The organism is Photobacterium sp., from assembly GCF_033720175.1.
Taxonomy (GTDB): domain Bacteria; phylum Pseudomonadota; class Gammaproteobacteria; order Enterobacterales; family Vibrionaceae; genus Photobacterium.
The window spans coordinates 124,501-143,568 of record NZ_JAWWDA010000008.1 but is presented as its reverse complement, the minus strand read 5'-3'; the positions used below and the strand labels follow the sequence as shown (position 1 = coordinate 143,568).

11 protein-coding genes and 1 pseudogene are annotated in these 19,068 nt (G+C 43.5%); all 12 read left to right on the top strand.

The genetic code is table 11. The features are described 5' to 3' along the window. The first annotated feature begins 292 nt into the window (after positions 1–292). The 12 genes and pseudogenes from R3289_RS11290 to R3289_RS11240 all read left to right on the top strand — a co-directional run bounded on the left by R3289_RS11290 (position 293) and on the right by R3289_RS11240 (position 18,750). Positions 293–1,207 carry a D-alanine--D-alanine ligase gene (locus R3289_RS11290; protein WP_318925603.1) on the top strand — a complete coding sequence of 305 codons (915 nt, stop codon included), beginning with the start codon at positions 293–295 and terminating at the stop codon, positions 1,205–1,207. 249 nt (positions 1,208–1,456) lie between these two features. Next, positions 1,457–1,849, top strand: coding sequence for a carboxymuconolactone decarboxylase family protein (locus R3289_RS11285; RefSeq protein WP_318925602.1), 393 nt, complete (start codon positions 1,457–1,459; stop codon positions 1,847–1,849). Between the two features lie 369 nt (positions 1,850–2,218). Continuing rightward, positions 2,219–4,378 (top strand): AAA family ATPase, encoded by a 2,160-nt coding sequence (locus R3289_RS11280; RefSeq protein ID WP_318925601.1) that lies wholly within the window; start codon positions 2,219–2,221, stop codon positions 4,376–4,378. 388 nt (positions 4,379–4,766) lie between these two features. After that, the gene (locus R3289_RS11275) at positions 4,767–7,037 is read left to right on the top strand and encodes a restriction endonuclease (RefSeq protein ID WP_318925600.1); all 2,271 of its coding nucleotides are present in this window, start codon (positions 4,767–4,769) and stop codon (positions 7,035–7,037) included. 848 nt (positions 7,038–7,885) lie between these two features. Next, on the top strand, positions 7,886–10,429 hold the full coding sequence (locus R3289_RS11270) for a molybdopterin-dependent oxidoreductase (protein WP_318925599.1): 2,544 nt from the start codon (positions 7,886–7,888) through the stop codon (positions 10,427–10,429). 11 nt (positions 10,430–10,440) lie between these two features. Beyond that, entirely contained in the window at positions 10,441–11,142 is a 702-nt protein-coding gene (locus R3289_RS11265) for a 4Fe-4S dicluster domain-containing protein (RefSeq protein ID WP_318925598.1), read from the top strand. Between the two features lie 12 nt (positions 11,143–11,154). Beyond that, positions 11,155–12,177: a hypothetical protein gene (locus tag R3289_RS11260; protein WP_318925597.1), complete on the top strand. Its 1,023-nt coding sequence runs from the start codon at positions 11,155–11,157 to the stop codon at positions 12,175–12,177. 578 nt (positions 12,178–12,755) lie between these two features. After that, positions 12,756–12,878, top strand: a pseudogene (locus R3289_RS20545) (NfeD family protein); the annotation flags it as partial. Positions 12,879–13,011: 133 nt separating this feature from the next. Beyond that, complete coding sequence (locus R3289_RS11255) at positions 13,012–13,530, top strand: c-type cytochrome (protein ID WP_318925596.1); 519 nt, start codon at positions 13,012–13,014, stop codon at positions 13,528–13,530. Between the two features lie 67 nt (positions 13,531–13,597). Next, entirely contained in the window at positions 13,598–15,859 is a 2,262-nt protein-coding gene (locus R3289_RS11250) for a heavy metal translocating P-type ATPase (RefSeq protein WP_318925595.1), read from the top strand. A gap of 14 nt (positions 15,860–15,873) precedes the next feature. Continuing rightward, positions 15,874–16,236, top strand: a complete 363-nt coding sequence (locus tag R3289_RS11245) for a cupredoxin domain-containing protein (protein WP_318925594.1) — start codon at positions 15,874–15,876, stop codon at positions 16,234–16,236. Between the two features lie 684 nt (positions 16,237–16,920). Further along, positions 16,921–18,750 (top strand): methyl-accepting chemotaxis protein, encoded by a 1,830-nt coding sequence (locus R3289_RS11240; RefSeq protein WP_318925677.1) that lies wholly within the window; start codon positions 16,921–16,923, stop codon positions 18,748–18,750. Positions 18,751–19,068 lie beyond the last annotated feature (318 nt).

Sequence of the window (19,068 nt, the reverse complement as noted above, 5' to 3'; positions counted from 1 at the left end):
CATAACAGATAAGGAGAGATGTCGCGAAGCCGACACCTCTCCGAAGTGTTGAACAATCCCGAGCTACCTTATATAGGGAAATATAATTTTGCGTGACAGGGCATTAATTAACCACATGAACAATGTGAGCTAGAGCCAAAGTTTAGTGGTTTCTATTTGGTTTACGTTGCGACTTAGAACCCAAAGATAAGCATTGAAAAAGAAGAAAAGCCGCATGTGTAATCGCGGCTTTGAATTAGATATTGAGAAAAAGACGGTTAAGTATGAATTCACATAATAATGGAAGTATGTAATGAGAATAGGTGTTTTGCTGGGCGGTGACTCCAGTGAAAGAGAGGTGTCTTTAAAATCGGGGAAGTGCATTGCTGATGCAATTGAATCGATGGGACACGAAGTGATGTCTATTGATCCTCGACATATTGATATAACCCTGCAAGGTTTCTTTAATCTTGATAAGGTTTTTATCGCACTACATGGTGGCATGGGGGAAGGTGGACATATTCAAGCACTACTCGACTTGCTGAAAATCCCGTATACCGGAAGCGGTATGTTAGCGTCTGCACTGTCGCTCAATAAATTAAAAACCAAAGAAATCTGGCGTTCTGCCAATCTTAAGACTGCTGATTGGCTGACAGTAAATAAAAATATATCAGAGAAAGAGCTTAAAGCGATGTTGTCGCAAGCAATATGCCCAGTGGTTGTTAAGCCATTAACACAAGGTTGTAGTATTGGTATTGCTAAAGCCGAAAATCAAGCACAGTTATTTGAAGCGGTAATCAACGCATTTGAGTACGATGATACCGTTTTGGTTGAGTCGTTCATAACTGGACGAGAATACACTTGTGCTGTTTTAGCCGGCAAGCCGTTGCCTGCGGTGCAAATAAAATCTGAAGCTTTCTTTGATTTTGATGCAAAGTTTGGTAGTCAAAGTGCCACGTATCATTGTCCAAGTGATCTCACTCTTGAACAACAAACACATATGCAATTAATAACTTTACAAGCTTATGAAGCACTAGGTTGTCGTGGTTGGGGGCGTGTCGATGTTATTTTAGATGAGAATGAGGAAGTGCATCTTATCGAGATGAATACCGTACCAGGAATGACCACACGTAGTGTGTTCCCAATGGCAGCGAAAGAGTCAGGCTTGAGCTTTAATGATGTAGTGAGCTCGATTTTAGATTCAGCATGTTTTGATGAAGTGTATTGATTTACTGGTGATTTTATAGGCAGGCCAATAGCATTAAAATAACAAAGCGCATGTAAATCAATCGATTATATTGTCATTAAAGATCGACAAGACCACGTAAAATATTGATCGTACAAGAAGTTTTATTCTTCGTATGTTTTCCCTGACCACCGACGATGTTAATCAGAGAAAATAATCAAAATGTTTTTGATGCAGAGTGGAAAGATATAAGCAAATCTGTTAAATCTTAGCTTTCGATGGATAGTAAACATGAGCAGTGAAAGATACGTTAAAGGGCTTAATAAACTGTCAGAAATTGATGGTGAAGCGAGCCATCAAATTATTGATAGCTTGCAAGATATAGCGCCTGATTTAAGTCGATATATTATTGAATTTGGTTTTGGTGATATTTACTCAAGGCCTGGTCTTGATTTAAAAAGTAGACAAATAGCAACTATTGCCGCGCTTACCGCGATGGGCCATTGCCAACCACAGCTAAAAGGCCATATTAATGCCGCTTTAAATGTTGGATGCTTGCCTGAAGAAATTGTGGAGGTCATTATACAAATGTCCAGCTATGCAGGGTTTCCTGCAGCATTGAAGGGGATGGCGGTGGCTAAAGAAGTTTTTGATGCGCGTGAAATCAAGATAGATTTACCATAACCCCCGTAATGTGTCTCACGGAATAACAAGCTTAAAAGGTCGCTTCGGCGGCCTTGTCTTAACACGGTTCTGCCCCTTTTCTTGTTAGAATGTTTACTCGATCTGTGATTGTTGCCAGCAGATTTTACATACTTTTTCTGATCTGTGGCTAAGTAACCGAAGCATTCCTATTTTCGGTATGGATGATGCGATGAGAATTTGACGATTCGCGGTAGTTTTTGAGAGGGATATTAATTCAAACGCCCCCAGAACCTCAATAAAACCTCACATGACACTTTCCACCTAGACTCATATGACCAACTTCAAAAAAACATAAAAAACAATATGTTATATTGGTGTCATATCATCTATTTAAAAGGATATTGTGCTGTGATTACAGAGATTATTTTAGATAATGTAGCAAGTTATAAATCAAAGGTTACATTAACAACTGATAAGAAAATAAATATAGTTTATGGTCTCAATGGTTCTGGGAAAAGTACGTTTTCAAACTACTTCTACGATCCAGAAAATCTTAAGTATAAAGCTTGTTCTAACACTCGTGACGGTGAAACAGTCCTTGTCTACAATCAGAAGTTTATAAATAACAACTTTTATTCTCCTGATAGCTTGAATGGAATATTTGGTCTTTCTGAAGAAAATAAGCAAGTAGAAGAAGAAATAGCCAAGAAAACTGAAGAGTTAGAGGTGTTGGAGACAGATAAAAAGAAACAAGCTACTAATATTGAAGAGCAAGCTATAATGGTAGAAAAAGCTAAATCTTCTGCTGAAAAAAAGGTCTGGGAGATCAAGCAAACATATACGGGAGGAGATAGAGTTCTTGAATACTGCTTGGAAAACTTAAAAGGTAATAAGTCGAAGTTATACGCACACATAAGCGCGTTATCTAAACCAGTGACCAAATCTCAGAAAACAATAGACGATCTTAAAGTAGAGGTAAATGCTATAGATGGTGATACTGCCGTCAAACTCAGTACATTGGACGTTATTACGTTTGATACCCTATCTGAAATTAGTGTAGATGCACTGAATGAAATTATCATTGGTAATGAAGATAGCCCTGTAGCAACGCTGATAGAAAAATTACAAAACTCAGATTGGGTTAGCTCAGGATTAAAATACCTTGATTTAATCAATGGTGACGAATGTCCATTCTGTCAATCCCAAACCATGACCGAACAGTTGATACGACAAATCAAAGACTATTTTGATGAGTCATATGAAGAGAAAATAAATGCTATTAAATTGATAGAAACAGAATATGAAACTCTGATCAAAGACTTTCCAAAGTTAGATGTTTACAAATCGTCCCAGTATGCGGTCAAGCATTTAGCGCAGCTAACAGAAGAGCATTCATTGATCGTAAAAATAATCGAAAATAATAAAAATTTAATTCAAAACAAGAAAGCGAAACCAAGTACTCAAATAAAGTTAGAAGACCCGTCCCCGCATGTTAACAGCTTTAATATACTCATAGAGTCAGTTAATGCTTCAATTATCAAACATAATAAAAAAATTGAAAACGTTAGTAGTGAAAAAGCACGTATTAAAAAAGAGTTCTGGGATATCTTAAGGTATGAGTATGACCAAACAATTTCTAATTATAACAAAATCGATAAGGATGCTCAAACGGTAATTAATGCGGCAAAGATTGTAAAAGACCAGAAGACAAAAGATATAATTACAAAAAAAGCAGAAATTGTAGAACAACAAAAAAACACGGTTAACATCGACGAAGCTGTAGAAAATATATCCAAGGGTTTAGAAGATATTGGCATTACAGATTTTTCGATTAAGAAACATGAAAGTAATTTGTATCGAGTGGTTCGCTCTGGCGCTGACGAAGACGTGTTTACATCATTAAGTGAAGGCGAAAAAATGATGATTAGTTTTCTCTATTTTAGAGAACTAATCAAAGGCAAACAGTCGGCAACTGAAATGCCACAAAAGAAGATTGCGATTATAGATGATCCCGTATCAAGTCTATCTCACATTTTTGTCTACAATATTGGCAGGTTGATAAAAAATGACTTTTTCAAATCAGATGATGTTGAACAAGTTTTTGTACTCACTCATAGTCTTTACTTTTTCTATGAACTTACCGATACGAATCATAGTCGACGCAAAAAAGAGCAGGAACTATTTCGATTATCAAAAAACTCTTCTGGCTCATCGGTCAATAAAATGAGTTACCAAGAAGTCCAAAACGACTACCAATCTTACTGGTCGGTGATTAATGATGGCCAACAACCACCCGCTTTAATAGCGAATTGCATGAGGAATATAATAGAGTACTTTTTTGGTTTTGTTCAAAAAATAGAACTGAGTAACGTTGCTGATATTGAAGAACTTCAACAAAACAAATTTGAAGCGTTTATGAGATATATCAATAGAGAATCACACTCAGTTGGTCAGAACATTATCGACTTCAAAGAGTTTGATTACGATATTTTTAAAGAAGCATTTAAATTGCTTTTTTATAAAACAGGTTATCCCGAGCACTATAATAAAATGTCTGAAATTAAATAGTTACTAAGTGTCGGGGACAGCAGGTAGTAAAGCAGCTAAGCATCACCAATATCGTGTTGCTCTGCTGCATATGCCATCTTTTGTTATGAGTTAGGTCAGATTTTGTTTTTTCTGCCTATGATTTTCCATAAATTTTGTAATCCACACCAGTTGAGCTAGACACCACCTGAAATTGAGAGTGTCATATTGCGATGTAACGTTTCTTTAATCAAAACCTAGAATGCCTCAGCATCGTTTAAGCTGCTTAATCTTCAAGTTTTCACAACAGCTTATTGAAAAAGGAGTTAACCGCTTTAACAAGGATTTAATCGAGTTTAAAATGGGTTATGCTGCACGCAAAATCTTAATTCAAATGATTATTTTCATCTTATAGTGAAAGGAAATATACATGGCGACGGTTCAAGCAACTGATGTGACATACGAACTTCACACTTTAGGTTGGAAGGCTTTTCAACAGCTATGTTCGACAGTGTTATCAAGCATATTGGGACAAACCGTTCAGAGTTTTTCTGAAGTGAATGATGGTGGTAGAGACTTGGCGTTTTATGGCATCTGGGACAACGTTGATAATAATGAGAGCTTTAATGGTTCATTTACTGTCCAGTGCAAACATACCATCAAACCAGATGCAAATTTTAGTCTTAGTCATGTTAAACATGAATTGAGCAAGGTTCAGGCATTAGTAAACAAGGGGCTATGCGATAACTATTTCATTTTTACAAATGCAAAAGTGTCAGCAGATGCTGAAACTAAAATAGTTGAGGCTTTCCAGAATATTAATGGAATTAAAGTTTGTAGAGTGTTCACAGGGCAATGGCTAAGCCAGAAAATCACAGAATCCCCAAAACTAAGAATGCTTGTTCCAAGAGTTTATGGATTGGGAGATTTGTCTCAGATAGTTGATGAAAGAGCATATGTTCAAGCAAATGAAATTTTATCTTCGATGGGGGGAGATATTGCGAAATTTGTTATTACGGATGCATATAGCCAGAGTGTAAAAGCATTAATTGAAAATGGTTTTGTTTTATTGCTAGGAGATCCAGCGTCGGGAAAGTCAACTATTGCAGCATCTCTTGTTCTTTCTTCTATTGACAGATGGGAATCAAGATCTATTAAAGTAAGTTCGCCAGAAGAATTTAAAAAACACTGGAATCCAAATGAGATAAATCAAGTTTTTTGGGTAGATGATGTTTTTGGTGCGACACAGTTAGACTTTTCTAAAGCAACTGATTGGAATTCTGCGCTCAGCCACTTAAATACGGCGATAGGGAAAGGAACGAAGATAATATTTACATCTAGAACATACATATACCGAGAAGCAAAAGAATATCTTAAAGAACATGCAGTACCCGTTTTACGAAATTCTCAAGTTACGATTTATGTAGAGAAGATATCTAGAGATGAACGAGAACAAATATTGTACAACCATATTAAATTGGGGAATCAAAATAAAAATTACAAGACCAGTCTGAAGCCATTTTTGAAGATGATAGTCGAGAGTAGTGGTTTTTCTCCGGAGGTAGCTCGGCGATTAGGAGATAAACAGTTTACAAAAAATTTAAATATCGATGGTCAAAGTGTAACTAGATTTATTAGCAATCCAATGGGTTTTTTAGCTGATACAATAAATAACCTTGATGTTCACTGTAAGGCCGCTTTGACGGTACTGTTTATGAATGGCGGTGAGATTGAAAGTCCTGTGAAGCTTGAGGTAGCAGATCCGGACTATATAAATAGGCTTGGAAGTTCATTACATAAAGTTATTAAAGCATTGACGTTTCTTGAAGGGAGCTTTACAACTGAATATCAACAAGGTGGTCAATATTTTTGGAAGTTTAAGCACCCAACTATTCAGGATGCTCTAGCTAATAAGTTTTCTTCTGATAGAGAGTTCTTAAATGAATATTTGTTAGGGGCTGATTTGATAAAAATATTTAGAGAGGTTAGTTGTGGTGTTAGTGATGTTGAAGGTGTAAAAATTGTCGTGCCTAAGTATTACTATTCAAGTTTGATAGAACGTATGATGAAGCTAGATAGAAAAAATTACATGAATAACATTCTCATGTCCTATTTTTTATCTGAGAAATGTGATTCAAACTTTTTACAAGAGTTAGTGGAAACAAATCCAGCATATGTCTCTTCTTTGGGTGTATATTCAAAATTAAAACACTGTAGTGAACTAAAAGTCATTTTAAAGCTTAACTTGGTGGGGCTTTTAAAAGAGGAACTTAGGATCTCCGCCGCAAAAAAATTGTCTTCGATTGCGATTAATCAATTTGATTCAGGTATTTTTGAACATAGCATAAACTCCTTATTGACTGATATTGAGCGAGGAGTGGTTTTTAAGAAAATTAAAAGTGAGTCAATTCTTAATATTTATAATGAGATTGATAATTATGCTCAGGATTGGGACGGTGAAGAAGCTGAGGAGTATTTTTCAGATCTTGAATCAGCAATTAAAGCATACAAAACTCATTTTGTAGACGAAGAAAGTATGCCTTTATTAGAAGAAGCTGAAGAGTTTCTTAATGAATGTAAGTCTGATATTGAAAGTAAATTTGGTTATGATTGCAGTAATTCTCATGAAACATTCACAAGAGCAGACACTAGTGCTAAAAGTTCAAACGAACGCTGTATTTTTGATGATGTAGATTGCTAGAGAGAATTATCACATTGATATATCCAATCCCGAAACCTTTCCAATCTGCTAGATATTCTGGTCTAATCGATCTGGACACCTTGATTGTGGATAATAGGACCATCAATCGATGGTGAGCATGAATACGAAAAGACAGTACCGCAGTTATACTAAAGATTTTAAAGAGAAAACTTTAGGTTTAATAACCGAACAGGGCTACAGCATTCCACAAGTCATACGATTTTAAATCGATTGAATATCTCAGCAGAAAACTGGCTTAAGGTCTCAGAAGATTTAAGAGTGTAGTAGGTTCCTTGTTGGCAGTGACAACCTATTGTGAGCATTCAGAGCGAAAACGACGAAAAAATGCGGCTAATTGCCAACTTAAAATTTACTCACCGCTAGCTTCTTCTCATCAATATGATGCTTTGCATTAGATGAGGTTATCTAACGCTCTCGAATGCTCTCGAATTAGAGTGAAAGATCTAACGTATTTCTGTCCAATTCCAATTTAGAGTGCTTGCTCATTTATATCTTGTTAACAGTGGTTTGGGTTAGATTTGGTAATGTTGGTGAGGTATGCCAAACCACTTCAATCTGAAATTCTTTAGCTCATGTCTTTACCCCCGTTTCAGAAGGTTGCCTCGTTCACGGTTATCAGTACGATTTAGCCTTATACCAATCAGCATCATTGTGTTGATGAGCGATACTAAACCAGATATTGATCCTCATCAATAAATCGCTATTCTTCAATCAATTACGGCTCTAAATCCTGCCTATAGTTATTTCAGCGCTGTGGGTAGTGACGGAAACCCGCTTGTTATACCCACTGTATCCAGGTTTTAACAAGATGAAATGGAGTTGAGTCTATGAACAAAAAGAATGGTTTGTGCCTATCGAGGCGACAGCTGTTGTTGGGGACCGGCAGTCTGGCTCTGGTTTCTTTGTTTTCCCCATCGCCGATCATGATGGCGATGGCCAAGGCTGGCATGGTATATGAACCAGGCAGTGGAAAGTGGATTGGGACCACCTGCAATGGCTGTACCTCGTTCTGTGCTAAGCAGGTTTACATTCAGGATGGCCGTGCCCTGCATATTCGTGGTAATGAACATTCTAAGGTACATGGTACTTCCAGTTGTCCGCGTCAGTACCTGGCTCTGCAAGAGCTTTATGATCCGGATCGGGTGCGTACCCCGATGCTGCGTACCAATCCAGAAAAGGGGCGGGGCATCGACCCGCAATTTAAACCCATCAGCTGGGACGAAGCGATTAAGTTGATGGCGGATCGCCTGATGGCGCTTCGTGAGCGCAACGAAACTCATCGTTACGTCACCCTTCGCGGGCGTTACTCCTACCTCAGTGATCTGCTGATCAAGAATTTTACCCAGGTTCTGGGTTCGCCTAACGCTATTACTCACAGTGCTCTTTGCGCTGAGGCGGATAAGCTGGGCAGCTTTTTTACAGAGGGTGACTGGGGATACCGTCAATATGATATCAAAGATACCCGCTATATCCTTTCGTTCGGCGTGGATCCTCTGAGTGCCAACCGGCAGGTTTCCTACTACTGCAGTCAGTGGGGCAATACGCTGGATCATGCCCAGGTTGCTATTGTAGACCCGCGCTTCTCTGCTTCCGCTGCGAAGGCTGATGAGTGGTTGCCGGTCGTGCCGGGGCAGGATGCGGCTCTCGGTTTGGCTTTAGCCCATCAGATCCTGGTCGATGGCGGCTGGCACCGCCCCTTTATCGGAGACTTCAAAGATGGCCAGAACCGTTTTGTCGCGGGGCAAGAGGTAGATCCTGAGTACTTCGATGAGCTGCATTCTCACGGGCTGGTACGTTGGTGGAACCTTGAGCTGAAAGAACATACCCCTGAGTGGGCTGCTGAGCTGAGCGGTATAGAGGCGGCACAGATCCGTCGCCTCGCGAAAAAACTGGCAGATGCGGCACCACGGGTACAGGTCTGGCGGGCACGCGGGGTTCAAATGCAGCACCGTGGTGGCTATACCGCCATGGCTTTGCATGCGCTGAATGGCCTGCTCGGCGCCATTGACCAGGAAGGTGGCGTGCTTAAGTGGGCCTCGGTACCGCTGGGAGAAATCCCCTCGTCTAAGAAATACGCGGACGAAATCGGTCAGCAAGGCCTCAAGAAAGAGAAGATCGACCGTCGTGGCCGGCTCGAGTTTCCGGCGCTCAAAAAAGGCAAAAGTGGCGGAGGTGTGGTCACCAACGCAGTTGCCGAGAGCATCCTGACGGAAGATCCTTACCTGCCGGATTTCGTACTCGGTTATTTTAATAACTTCACTTTCTCTGCTCCGGGTGGTCAGCAATGGGAAGAAGCCCTGAAGAAGGTCCCTTTTGTTGCTCATATTACGACCAATATTAGTGAGTTCAGCTGGTATGCCGATCTGATCCTGCCAGCGCCGCACTTCATGTTCGAGCGCTGGGGCATTCAGAAAACGGCAGGTAATCGCTACACCCAAGTCTCGATTAGCCAGCCGATGATCAAGCGTCTGGGGCTCTCTGTCGAGGATGAATGTGGTATTCCCTGGTTGATAGCAGAAGAACTGGCCCGGCGCGGATTCAAGGATCCGATGCGTTATTTGATAACGGAATTCAAGGATCCGGAAACCGGTAAGGAGCCAACCAATGCCGATGAATTGGCACTGTATGCCACCAAGCTATTGACCAAGAAGCTTTGGGATCCGCTCCAATATATAGAAGGGGATCACTTCAGTGGCTGGCAGGAGTTTCAGGATAAAGGAGTGTGGAACTCAAAGCCCTATTCGTTCCGCAAGCGCTGGAGCCAGATGAAAACAGCGACCAAAAAGTTTGAGTTTTACAGCGAGACCATGAAGGAGGCGCTGGAAAAGCACGCTAAGAAACATCATACCGACGTGGATCAGGTGATGGAAGCCACTGGTTACTTAGCCCGTGGTGAACAGGCTTTCGTGCCGCACTACGAGCCTCCGTTCCGGTACGGCGATGAGAAGGCGTTCCCTATGTTGTTCGTCGACCATAAGTCACGCCTGAGCCGGGAAGGCCGATCGGCCAATTCATTCTGGTACCAGCAAAATCTTGACGTTGATCCCGGGGCTCGCAAGTATGCGGACGTCGCCAAATTAAACCCGATAGATGCGAAGATGCTGAGTATTGAAGATGGCGATACCATCCGAATTACTTCGATACAAGGCAGTATTGTTTGTGAAGCGGCTCTGTTTGAGGGCGTACGCCCCGGAACAGTCGCCAAGGCGTTTGGTCAGGGACACTGGGCCTATGGCCGAATAGCTTCTCAGCAGTTCGGCAAAATACCATTCGGTGGCAACAATAATGAACTCTTGCCTCCGGTCTATGAGCAATTGTCTGGATCCTCGGCCTTCTACGGTCAGATTGGTGTCCGGGTTGAGAAAGTATAGGAGGCTAGACGATGCGTTATGGAATGGTAATCGATCAACAGAAATGCGTAGGTTGTGCGGGTTGTATCTTTGCCTGCAAGGCAGAGAATAATACCCCGCCCGAGATCAACTGGTGCGATAAGATCACCACGACCAGCGGTAAGTATCCGGACGTGAGTTTCGAATATATATCGACTATGTGCAATCATTGTGATGACGCTCCCTGCGTCAAAGGCTGTCCGAGCCAGGCGATGCATAAGGGAGAGGGGGGGCTGACCCTCCATGATCCGGACAAATGCATCGGCTGCAAGGCCTGCATGGTGAACTGCCCATATGGGGTGATCAGCTTCAACTGGGATCGCCCGCACAAGAGGTGGCAGGATAACACTGGAGTGGCCGCAGGGACTTTCACGCCAATCAGTATGTTGGAGGAAGCGGGTGGCGAAGGCAGCCCCCATAGCAATCCGGAGGGTGCCAACACTTATCCGCAGGTACGCGCGCGCGGCACCGTGGAGAAGTGTAACTTCTGTGAACACCGACTCAAGGCGGGTCAGAATCCGGCCTGTGTGGACGCTTGTCCGTCACAAGCACGCGTGATAGGCGATCTGGATGATCCAGACAGCCAGGTTTCACGGCTGATCAGGAAGTACAATGGACAGCCGCTCAGACCGGAGCTGGGGACTGGCGCTAAGGTCTATTATATCCGTCGCTACACTCCACAACATCGCTCATAGGAGAACAGCACCATGAAAACCGACAATTTCAATATGTTGTTTCTGGCACTGTCCGCCGCCGGGCTGCTGTTCGGAGGCTACTTTGCCGTTGAGGAGTGGTTCATTGGCCCCTCCTTTGCAACCAACGATGGCCTGGTATGGACCTTGCCACTGGTGACTTACATCTTTTTGGCGCTGGCCAGCACTGGGATATCTATCCTTCTGACATGTGGTGAATTGCTTGGTAACGAAGCCATCAAGGCCCACAAGTCCCTGTTGTTAATTACTGCTCTGTCGCTGTTAATCGGTGCCTTCGCGGCCTTGGCCACAGAGCTCGGCTCATTATTCCACGTATTCTGGCTGGTTTTGACTCCCAACCTCAAATCTCCCATTTGGTGGATGGGAACGCTCTACGCCATCGAGCTGCTGTTGCTTGGCATCAAGTTCTACGCTTTGCTAAGCGAACGTACCTTCAGCTTCGAACGCTGGCTTTCTGCAGGCACTCTGTGCGTCGCGGTAGCGGCTTCTCTGGTATTGGGCAGCGTATTCGGGACGGTGATCGGGCGGATCGGCTTCTATGGCGTGGATGCATCCATTCTCACCTTCCTCTGTGCCCTGGCCAGCGGACTGAGTCTGGCTCAGCTATTGCTGATTCCTGAGAAACGTGCGGTACTACTAATGCCTGGACGGTTAGTGCTTGGTACCCTTGCGCTGCTGTTGGTGGTCAACTACGTCTATCTTGCTCGCGGCAGCATCCTGGCAGAGCAGCCTTGGGTGGCACTCTGGATGCCGTTGCTGCTTTTGGTGGCGTTGATGACTTATCAAGCGAAGCCGGCAATAAGCGCAATGGTGGCCTTACCGACCCTATTATTGGTAGAACTGGCCTTTGTCACTCAAGGACAACTGCAGGTTTTGGGACCCAAGCAAACCTGGCTCGGCGCTATGCAAAGCTACCAGCCTAATCTGGCTGAGATCGGGATTTTCGTCTTCGGTTGTTCGGTAGCTTATCTCTGCTTCTTTTGGCTCAAGCAGATGACCACCCGGTTTAGAGAGTAGGTATTCTCGGCCCGTTGGGTTCTCCGTGTACATGGCCGTAACTAAGGAATGGGCCGGCCATGTAGGCTAGCCCTGCGATGGAGGCAGATATTTTTAATAAGAAAGTAATCTACATTGCCTCGATGTGCAGGGCTGAGAGAGTGCATTGCAATGAGAACGTTTGAGAACCTAACCTGCTGTAAAACTTAAGCCGCCAGCGAACAAAATTATAGTTGGTGATCAAAATAAAAACTCAGTTTTTACATGAAACAAGTTGTCGTGATCACCTTAAATAGCCTTAGTTGAAATCAAAGTCTGTGATATGGATTTCTCCAGTCCGAACAGCTAGGCTTTCTAATGTGTATCCACGAGGGCCAATGTATTATGTGCCACATTTTACTGTTTCTCCCCTTTTTGGCGTTGCCAATATTCTGGTTGGCCCCACTGTCGTTCGCCATCCCGATTTATGGTTTTATATTTATCATTTCCATTCTTATCTACTGGTTTGCGTATCGAGCCATGCGCTTACCTGTCGTAACGGGTTCTGAAGCTCTGCATCACCAAATGGGTATTGTCTTGGCAGGACAAATGGCTTTTATCAGGTTAGCCTGAAAAATGAATTTTGGAATGCCCTGTCAGATGAGGAGCTTCAGCCGGGTGAGCAGGTAGAGGTGAGCTCGGTTCATGGTGTCACGCTGAACGTCAAACGCATCTTGGGTTGAGTCGATAATGACGACAAATGGCGCAAACTGGCTGGGTTAAGACAATGACATTCGAAACCCGCGATGGCGGAATGATTTATATCGTAACGGGAATTACCGGTTATTACTTTTTACTATTCATCACGGATGGACCATGCGAATACAATTATCGCAACTGCATTGGGGATGGCTGCTTACCACGATAGTTGGGTTGGTCGGTTGTGATATGTCTGTTAACCACATGTACTCCGCAGCAGATAAGAGTCGGGCATACCCTACCAATGGCGAACAGATATATTTCACAGGAAGGAATCAAGCCGGGTATCTGATTGCCTATCAAGGCGGGAATATGCACGCACAGATGCATGTTACGGCCTGCGCCGACTGTCATGGCGTGCTGCGGGAAGGTGGTCGGCGGATGTATCCGACTTTCTGGCTGAAGGCCCCCTCGCTAACGACAGAAGCTTTGTTCGGTGATCATAGTGATGGACATGGCGATCATGCAGCTTACACCCGAGAGAGCCTCAAAAGGGTGATTACCTATGGTGTGGACCCGTCCGGAGAGCAATTGGATTCGACGATGCCTCGCTGGCTAATGAGTGAACCGGATCTGGAAGATTTAGTTGATTACTTGGCGGGGGGCACTATGGAGTCAGAGGAGCATGAACATTAGGTTCTCAGACTGCGCATTCATCCACATTCGAAATGATTCGAAACTTCAATAAGGGAAGGAGGTTGAAGTGAGTAATTCAAATGATCCTCATAACCATATGACAACACAAGAGTTAATTATTGATGGGGCGGACTGTGCCAGCTGCGTTGAAAAGATCGAGCATGCCTTGCTGGAAGTGGAGGGGGTAGACATTGTATCAATGAATTTTGCTTTGCGCACGGTGACGGTGACGGGAAATGCTCCGCTTGAGGCGTTGCTAAAAGCCATTGAACGGGCAGGGTATAACGCTAGGAGTAGTGAAGAAACGAGCGATGAAGATCTGCTTAATGAGAAAGAAATGGCGGATTGGGCTTACTACAAACGCTTAATGCTCGAAATGACAATAGCCTTGTCACTCGGTATTCCCTTAATGATCTACAGTATTGCTGTCGGTGAAATGACAGTTACAACGACCACAGAGCGAGCGGTATGGTTTGTCGTTGGTTTACTGACCCTAGGCGTTTTGTATTTTTCAGGTAAACATTTTTTTGTCGGGGCGTGGAAGTCTTTTGTAAACCACAGCGCCAATATGGATACGCTTATCGCGCTAGGAACCGGGACGGCATGGCTTTATTCAATGGTTGTGGTGTTTTTTCCGTACCTGGTGCCGGAAATGGCACGCCATGTCTATTTTGAAGCCTCGGCTATGATTATTGGCCTGATTGACCTTGGTCTAGCGTTGGAAATCAAAGCTCGAGGTCGCACATCTGAAGCCATCAAGCGATTAATTGGCTTACAGACCAAGACCGCTCGGGTGATCCGGGATGGTAACGATGTTGATATTGCTATTGAGCAAGTATTACTCGGAGATAGTGTACGGGTCCGGCCTGGAGAAAAAATCCCGGTAGATGGAGTGGTAACAGAAGGCCATACCGCAATCGATGAGTCAATGCTGACTGGTGAGCCCATGCCGGTCGAAAAGACCGGTGGTGATGAAGTAGTCGCCGGAACATTGAACAAAAGTGGTTCAATTGTGTTTAAAGCAACCAAGGTCGGCAAAGATACCGCCCTCGCTAAAATCATCAGTATGGTGAGGCGGGCACAAAACTCTAAGCCGCCGATTGGTCGCCTCGCTGATATCATTTCGGCCTACTTTGTGCCGGTGGTAGTGATCATAGCTATAGTCTGCGCCCTTATGTGGCTTAATTTCGGTCCAGCCCCGGCAGTTGCCTTTGCTATGGTATCTGCTACATCGGTGTTAATTATTGCCTGTCCTTGTGCTCTGGGGTTGGCTACACCTATGTCTGTTATGGTGGGGGTCGGTAAAGCCGCGGAAGCAGGGGTATTAATCCGAAATGGCGCAGCACTGCAGACATCGTCAAAAATAACCGCCATGATCCTTGATAAAACCGGCACGATTACTTTGGGATCACCTAAAGTTACCCGTATTTATCTGGCTGAAGCTACGGATGAGAAAGAAGTCTTGCAACTGGCTGCCAGCCTGGAGGCCGGATCTGAGCATCCATTGGCGTTGTCGGTTGTAGCGTCCGCTAAAGAGCGAGGTTTGGTTCCTGATCAGGCTGAAAAATTTCTGGCAATAGCAGGGCATGGCGTAAAGGGTACAGTTCGTGGATGCAAATTATTGTTTGGTAATGAGAAATTGATGCGCGATCAGTCTATCGAGATTGAACCGCATATCGAAACCGCTCAGTCAATGGCCAAGGAAGCTCAGACACCGATGTACCTTTCTGTTGATGGCAAACTGGCTGCAATCATTGCCGTTTCCGATCCGATCAAGGAAGACTCTATCAGTGCAATCAAGCGATTGCAGAACAATGGTATTCGCGTAGTAATGCTCACTGGTGATAACAGGGCGACAGCCGAAGCCGTTGCCGCCAAAGTGGGAATTAAGGAGTTTTTTGCAGAAGTCTTGCCAGAAGACAAATCAAATAAAGTCGCAGAGCTGCAAATGGAAGGAGAAATTGTTGGTATGACCGGTGATGGCATTAATGATGCGCCTGCTCTGGCGCTGGCCAATGTCGGTTTTGCCATCGGTACGGGAACCGATGTGGCGATTGAAAGTGCCGATATTACTTTGATGCGAGGTTCCTTACACGGTCTTGCTGATGCCATAGCAGTGAGCAAAGCAACGCTGCGTAATATAAAACAAAATCTGTTTGGTGCATTTGTTTATAACGCAGCAGGTGTTCTGTTTGCTGCCGGACTGTTTTATCCGTTCTTCGGGGTGCTGCTAAGTCCTGTGATCGCAGGGGCGGCAATGGCTTTTTCTTCGTTAACGGTAGTCAGTAATGCTAACCGCTTACGGCTGTTCAAGGCACAAGAACATTAACGGGAGGACATTATATGATAATAATTAACCTACTGGGGCTGTCGCTAATCGGTTTAATTGTTTGGTGGTTTTGGCTGTATAAACCGAAGGAGGTTACTGCCAATGAGGGAGTGATCATGATAACGGTTGAAAACGGTACCTATGAGCCATCACGGATCCGTTTACCTGCAGGCAAGCCGGCAACATTACGTTTTGTCCGCAAAGATGCATCACCGTGTGCAGCTACTGTGGTATTTGCGGATTTTGATATCAGCGAGGAACTACCTCTGGACAAAAGCAAAGACGTTATTTTGCCTGCTAAAGAGCCTGGCGAATATAGTTTTACCTGCCAGATGCAAATGTATCGTGGTAAGTTAATTGTAACGGGTGAGAAATAACCGCTGTAGGGTAAAAAATGGTTGAAACATGCTGTGCCATAAATGCATTATTATGCGTTAGGGTGGGGTTTTATATAACCAGTCCGCTTTGAAATTGAGACTTTTCAGATGTGAAATACGCCGAATAATCGCGTAATTGGTATCGGTTACCGCTTTTTAAAGTGTGCCATCGGCCTGACAGGCTGATACATGGTTGATGAAAATGATTCACGGGTACGCGAATATTACATGTCGTCACCCTAAAATCAGAATTGTGTGTTTTTAGAGCGGAATTGAAAGAATAGAGCTAAAATACTAAAAATAGGGAATGAAATATTCCTTATGGCGATGATTTTTCCTTTTGTTGGACTCTCTGTTGTGGGGAGAATCGTATCATTTTAAGCTTATCATCAGCTTATACGCTGCAGCTTCGAGTATTACTATCTTCCTGGCAGCCTTTCAAACCAAAATATTCCACTTTCGAAATTGGACACAACATCACAAATTTAATTCTTGCCATAAATATGCCTACCTCTCCGATTAGAGATCGCATAGTATCCGCGATTTTATTCACCCACCCTTAAGTCAACAGGTCTGATAATAGCGGTGGGTTTACCCTTTTTTATTCTGATATAGGCCCAGTAAAAAATGAAATCTCTAGGATTCAAAAATACGATAATCGCCTCGGTAATAGTGTTAGCTAGCGTGTGCTTGTTGACAGCTAACTGGCTTTCTTATACCGATCTAAGAGATCATACGATTCAGAACATAGATGCCCAATCAATATCCACCGTTAGGTATGAAGCGAATAATATTGAGACATGGTTTCAGAGTAAAACTCGTACAATCGACTCACTGGTTAACCACTATAAAGCGGGCCAGCCGAGTGAAAGCTATGTCGAAACAGCTAAATTTACTAAAGATGCCAGCGATCTGACAGCGGTGCTGTACGGCTTTGATGATGGCCGTTCATACTCGAATGATGGTGTTGAAGACCCTGATGAGTATGACCCCCGTACTCGCCCTTGGTATCAAAAAGGTAAGGCGGCAAACGGCTTAGATTTAACGGATGTCTATAATGATGCAACGACAGGTCTCCCGGTTGTTTCTATTGTGAAAAAATTTGAAAGTGGTGTTGTTTTGGGTGACATCGAACTGTCTATCCTTGCTGATACTGTGAAAGGTGTTAATTTTCCGGGGGCGGTTACCACCATTGTCGACGAGACGGGGAAAATGTTAGCTTCTAGTTCGTCTTCACTTGCGGTAGGAACACGATTTTCCGATATTGGTATGGGGAAAGTGCAGGAAGCGATGTTGTCTCAAGAGGAGAGCAATTTAACTTACTCACTGAATGGCGCTGAGCAGTTATCGTTTACTAAGTCAATCACATTAGTAAATGGAAAAAAATGGTACCTGGTTATTAGTGTTGATAAATCTATTGCTTATGCGGCTGTTGATGAGGCGTTGACAGATGCGATTATATCTTCACTGGTAATGCTATCCATCGCGATTATTCTTGTCGTTACAATATTAAATGTTCTGTATCGTCCAATCCTCACCCTCAAAGACGTCGTGCTCGACCTGTCAAAAGGTAACGGTGACCTCACTCGACGACTGCCGGTTACCAGCGATGATGACCTGGGGCAAATATCAGGAGGGATCAATGCCTTTATTACTAACTTACAGTCTTTGATGCTGGAAGTTTCGCAGTCTTCTGAACACATCGCTAACAGCGTTGACCAACTTAAAAACCAAACAGATACCAATAACCAAGTGCTAACCGCTCACACAACGGAAACGACACAGATTGTTGCCGCTATTGAGGAAATGAGCGCCACGGCAAATGATGTGGCGAGTAATGCAGCTGAAGCGTCCCAGTTCACTCATAATACCAACACGCAAGTTACCGATTCAAAGAGTATTGTAACCGGTGCGACAAAGACGGTATCTCAGCTCGTTGAAGAAGTTGAAAACACCGCTACCAGCATTATAGAAATTGGAAAAGACACCCTAGATATCACCAATGTACTGCAGGTAATCGGTGAAATTGCAGACCAAACAAACTTGCTTGCGTTGAATGCTGCCATTGAAGCGGCCCGAGCCGGTGAGCAAGGTCGCGGTTTTGCCGTTGTCGCCGATGAGGTCAGGGCGCTTGCTGCCAGAACGCAAACCAGTACGGCTGAGATTGAACAGACCCTCAATAAATTACGCAATGGTTCAAATACAGCCATTTCTGCCATGGGTATCACTAAATCAACATGCGAGAGAACGGTGGAAAGTACGTCTTTGGTGGCAAACGACCTCGATACGATCGCTCAATCAGTGACGCACATTAATGACCTAAATACGCAGATTGCTACCGCTGCTGAACAGCAAAGTACTGTTGCTGATGAAATTACCCGTAATATGACTGCTATTCGTGAAATTGTGGGGGAATTATCAGCAAATGGGGAAGCTACAGCCAATGAAACCATCAATCTTGCTGCTGCAAACAGTCAATTGAAATCTGTTGTGAGTAAATTCAGACTGCAATAATACCGCGTTATTCGTACGTTCATTATCCTGAACTGGCGGGTATCACTTTGAATCCGCATCCTGAGGTGACTTGGGTATGCGGGTCTTCATCTGAAATATTACCAATAACTATAAAACCTGATGATCAGCTATATGGTCGTATGCATCTTGGTATGTCGGGCGCTTTTAATCATAACTGGCACGGTTACGCAGAAGCGAGTACGTAATTGGATTGGATGATCTATCTGCATATACATTTACGATAGACGTGAGTATTGCATTAGATTAAATTATTAATAATTACCATTTAACAAGGCTTTATATTTTATTTTATCGTTC